The 4,462-nt window shown below is 72.6% G+C and carries 1 protein-coding gene and 5 pseudogenes; 3 read left to right on the top strand and 3 right to left on the bottom strand.

Annotated elements, in window-relative coordinates:
- From UG55_RS18970 to UG55_RS39245, 3 pseudogenes are all read right to left on the bottom strand, one after another.
- Window positions 1-176 (bottom strand): annotated as a pseudogene (locus tag UG55_RS18970) (inositol-3-phosphate synthase); the annotation flags it as partial.
- A 353-nt stretch (window positions 177-529) separates the two neighbouring features.
- A pseudogene (locus tag UG55_RS39250) lies at window positions 530-851 on the bottom strand (PadR family transcriptional regulator); the annotation flags it as partial.
- A gap of 1 nt (window position 852) precedes the next feature.
- Window positions 853-1,167: pseudogene (locus UG55_RS39245) on the bottom strand (PadR family transcriptional regulator); the annotation flags it as partial.
- A gap of 392 nt (window positions 1,168-1,559) precedes the next feature.
- On the opposite strand from UG55_RS39245, the gene UG55_RS18960 reads away from it, so the two are divergent.
- The 3 genes and pseudogenes from UG55_RS18960 to UG55_RS39235 all read left to right on the top strand — a co-directional run.
- Window positions 1,560-1,967 (top strand): DUF5318 family protein, encoded by a 408-nt coding sequence (locus UG55_RS18960; RefSeq protein ID WP_066070952.1) that lies wholly within the window; start codon window positions 1,560-1,562, stop codon window positions 1,965-1,967.
- A 1,605-nt stretch (window positions 1,968-3,572) separates the two neighbouring features.
- A pseudogene (locus UG55_RS46340) lies at window positions 3,573-3,774 on the top strand (transglycosylase domain-containing protein); the annotation flags it as partial.
- Between the two features lies 1 nt (window position 3,775).
- Window positions 3,776-4,083, top strand: a pseudogene (locus UG55_RS39235) (transglycosylase domain-containing protein); the annotation flags it as partial.
- Between the last annotated feature and the right edge of the window lie 379 nt (window positions 4,084-4,462).

Below are 4,462 nucleotides of genomic sequence, written 5' to 3'. Positions count from 1 at the left end.
CTCCGAGCGGAGGCACGTCAGCGATCTTGATGGTGTTGTTCTCGCTGGCCACGATGGCCTCGGAGAGGTCGCGACCGACCTTCTTCGCGTCCACGTCGAACGCGGCGACGAAGGTGAGGTCGGAGACGTGGTAGTCACCGAGCGTCACGTGCATCAGGCCGGGGACCTGGGCCGACNGGTCGGCGTCGCGGTAGTACTCGACTCCCTGGACGAGAGATGCGGCGCAGTTGCCCACGCCGACGATGGCGACACGNACCGAACCCATGACGGATGCGCTCCTTAGCTGTGTGGATGGAGATGCTGGCGTCGCTGGCTGGCGACGCCAGCAGGGTGGCCGGGGGCCCGGCCGGCGCCGGCCGGGGTACCGGCCGGTGTCGAAGCCATGTGGTGCTCCGGGGCTGGCGGACCGTGACGGTGACGGTTGGCGCCACCCTCCCGAGCCACCATCACGCCAGCCGAGGCCCCTGCCCGCGGTGCCGGGGGCTCGGTCGTGCCGCGTAACGGTTGCTGCCGCGATCGCGGTCGGCGCCTAGCTGTCGGGGTCTGGGGACGAGGCCGCGTCGCTGGGGCCTTCGGTGCGGGTGGCTGGGCCGTCCTCCGCCCGCACCTGGTCCGCGCCGGCTGTGGACGAACCTGTGGACAACTCTGTGGATGATGTGGACAACACCTGCGCCCTGGGGCTGGGCGCGGGTGCCTGGGCCCGCTCGGTCTCGATCAGCTCGTTGAGCCACCGGACCTCGCGCTCGACCGACTCCAGACCGTGACGCTGCAGTTCGAGGGTGTAGGAGTCGAGCCGCTTCTGGGTACGCGACAGCGCCGAGCGCACCTTCTCTCCCCGCTCCTCAAGGCGGNCGCGCCGCCCCTCGAGGATCCGCAGCCGCACCGCCGCGTCGGTCTTGGAGAAGAAGGCGAAGCGGACGCCGAACATCTCGTCCTCCCAGGAGGACGGCCCACCTTCGCCCAGCAGTTCGGAGAGTTTCTCCTTGCCCTCGCCGGTGAGGGTGTAGACGACCCGGCTGCGCCCGCCGATCCGGGCGGCCGCGCCGGCATCGTCCGCGGTCACGTATCCGGACGCCTGCAGCCTGCGCAGGCAGGGATACAGCGAGCCGTAGCTGAAGCGGTGGAAGGACCCGAGCACAGCGGAGAGACGCTTGCGCAGCTCGTAGCNGTGCATGGGGCTCTCCGACAGGAGCGCGAGCACCGCCAGTTCCAACATGCGCGCTCTCCTCCCGGTCGCAGTGGCCGCGCCTGGCCCGCCGTGGCATCGTCGCGGCGATCAACCTGCTGCTGATCGCCGGCTGGTGCGCTGTATCGGCCTGGTGCTGTGTCGCCCTGGTGTTGTATCGGCGTGCTGTATCGCTTCGTTCTGTCGCGCCGACATATCGATGCGATACATCGAGGATAGACGCATCGGTACGTCCNCGGCAACAGTGGATGGCTCGCCAGCGACGGGGCGGTGACGGACCGACGGCCATCGGCACAGGACGGTCCTCCCGGAGCGCCTGTCGATCTGTCCGGACCGTCTGCCCGGCGCCCGGTGTCGGCGTACCGTGACTGGCATGCGTCCACGGTCGGTCATCGACTACGCGCTCGCCCGCAGGGCCACCCTGGCCGACTATGTCGCCGGCCGGGTCTCCGCGGTCGATGTCTGCGACGCGCATCCCTACCTGGTCCGGGCGGCCAGATATCACGGGGAGCCCACCAGGAAGCGCTGCCCGGTCTGCCGCGGCGGTGACCCGCTCGTCAACGTCACGTACACCTACGGCGACGAGCTGGGGTCGGCCTCGGGCCGGGCTCGGGCGACCAAGGAACTGCCGGCCCTGGCCGCGCGGCACAGTGAGCTGCACGTTTACGTCGTCGAGGTGTGCCCGCCCTGCGGCTGGAACCATCTGATCACCTCGTATGTGATCGGTACGGGTGAGCCCCCCGCCAGGAAGCAGCCGCGCCGGCGGGCCGCCGACACCTGAGCCGGCCGCGGCCCCGGCACCCACACTTCGGTGCCCTCCCGCAGGTGTCCCGTTCTGGCGTGAGATTCTGGTCTGCCATGTGGGCTTCCACGTGGGTGCGGCCCGCTTCGGCGCGCTGCACCGGATTCGGGGGGCGTTGGCCGGACCATGGCATGAGCACGGTGGCCGGGGGGAACACGGCGACGGACGGGGTAGCTGGTGAGTACTCCCTATAGTCAGGGCGCGCGGCCGATGGGTGCCCGTGCCGGCGACGGCGGAGACCCCCGCGGCGCGGCGGCGCCCGCTCCGGGCGGTGAGCAGCCGCCCATCCCGGTTCGGGGCCCCCAGCCGGGCGGCCCGAGGCCGCCCGGCGGTGACGCCCCGGGGCGCGCCCGCACCGCGGAACCCGACGGCTGGGCGCCGGATCCGGGTGCCGCGGCTCGCCGCCGGTCCGCGGGCCGTGACAGCCGGAGCATCCCCGCCGGTCGCGGCGGCCAGGACGTCCCCGCCGGTCGCGGTGGCCAGGACCCGACCGCGGGCCGCGGTGCTGCCGGGCGCGGTGCGGCCACCCCAGCCCCCGGCCAGCGTTCCGGCTCTGGTTCCGGTGAGCCTGGTAGTCATCGCGCCGGTCCGGGTGCCGGTCAGGGCCGGCCCACCGGGCACCGCGCGGCTCCGGGCGAGCCGGGACGGCCCGCGCCCGGCCCGCGCGCCGCCGGTGCCGCCGGTGCGGCCGCCGGCGGGCGGGGCGTCTCCGACCGCGGCGGTCCGGCTCGTTCGGCGTCCGGGCAGACCGCTTCCGGGGGCACGGGCTCGGGCCGGGTCGCCCGACCCCGCGGTGACTTCACCGGCGGCGGCGACCTGCGCGGTGACACCCGCGGAGGTGACACTCCCGGCGGCGACGTGCGCGGTCCCGCTGTGCGTGGTGGCACACCCACCGGGGATCGGCCGTCGCGGCCGGTCGCGGGCCGCGCCGCGGCCGAGCGCGCGGCGGCCCGGGCGGACGCCCGCGCCTCCGGCGACGACCAGACGGCGATCCACCCGCGGAGCCGGGGTGAGCGGCTCTCCGGTGCCACCACCCGGATGCGTGCCTACCGCCCGGGTGGCGGTCGCCCGTCCACCACCGACGAGCCGGGCCGCCGGGTGAACGCCCTCTACGACACCGTCGACCAGGCCGCGCTGCGCCGGGTCGACGTGCACGAGCGCACCGCGGACGCCACCGTCTATCGCAAGGTGCCTCCGGCCGGCGGGGCCGACGTCGGCGCCGGCCTGGATCCACTCGACCGTGAGCGGGGCACCGGCACCTTGGCCGCGACGAGGATGAACGGTGCCCCCGGCCGCCGGCCGGGGGGCCCGCCTCGTCCCGGCGAACGCGGTCCGGGTGGGCGGACCGGCCCACGTACCGGCACGCATGCCACCGGCGCACGGTCGGCCACCGGCGCGCGGGCTGCTGTCGGCGGGCGCGGGAACGTTCGGCGTAACCAGGGCCGGCATGGCCCTAGGTGGTGGCGCAACCGCCCGCGGTGGTTCCGCCGCCTGGTGCTGATCAGCCTGACGTCTNGGTCGCTGCTGTTCGTCGCCGGCATCGCGGTGATCTACGCGGCCACCNGCGTCCCGCTGCCCGAGGAGGTGAAGACCGACCAGACGTCGATCATCACCTGGGCGAGCGGCGCGGACGGCAAGGCCGGTGGTGAGTTCGCCCGGATCGGGACGGTGAACCGCACCGACGTCCCGCTCTCGCAGGTGTCGAAGGACGTCCAGCACGCGGTGCTGGCCGCCGAGAACAAGGACTTCTACAGCGAGCCGGGTATCTCGCCGAAGGGCATCGCCCNGGCGATGTGGGTCAACCTGACCGGGGGTGAGATCTCCCAGGGCGGCTCGACCATCACGCAGCAGTACGCGAAGAACGCCTACCTGTCGCCGAAGCGCACGTTCACCCGGAAGATGCAGGAGATCGTGCTGGCCGTCAAGCTGGACCAGAAGTACTCCAAGGACCAGATCCTGGAGTTCTACCTGAACACGATCTATTTCGGGCGTAACTCGTACGGTATCGAGGCCGCTTCCAAGAGCTACTTCGGGAAACCCGCGGCCGAACTGACCGCGGGTGAGGGCGCGGTGATCGCCGGCCTCATCCGATCACNGAACTATCTGGACCCGAAGGAGCACCCGGGGCCGGCGGAGTCACGGTGGAAGGACGTCGTCGCCACCATGATCGCCGAGGGCTGGGCCCCGGCGTCGCTGGCGAACGAGAAGCCGCCGCCGGTGCGGGACAAGGTTGACGCTTCCTCGTACACATCCTCGGACCAGGTCGGCTACATCCGTGACCGGGTGAGGGACGAACTGGGCGCCGCGGGCATCACCGAGGACGAGATCAACCGCGGTGGCCTGCGCATCACCACGACCCTGGACGAGAAACGACAGAACGCGGCTTTCCAGGCGGTCGACAGCCAGCTCGCGAGGGCCTATGCGGCCGTGCCCGACCTGCGCACCGGCCTGGTGGCGGTGAAACCGGGAACCGG

The sequence above is a fragment of the Frankia sp. EI5c genome, from assembly GCF_001636565.1.
Lineage (GTDB): Bacteria > Actinomycetota > Actinomycetes > Frankiales > Frankiaceae > Parafrankia.
Note: the sequence above shows the minus strand (reverse complement) of the source record. Positions and strands in the feature narration are given on the sequence as shown.

Bases quoted from the DNA above. Each gene is read 5' to 3' on its own strand.
- UG55_RS18960 (WP_066070952.1), top strand. From the start codon at position 1,560: ATGCGTCCACGGTCGGTCATCGACTACGCGCTCGCCCGCAGGGCCACC.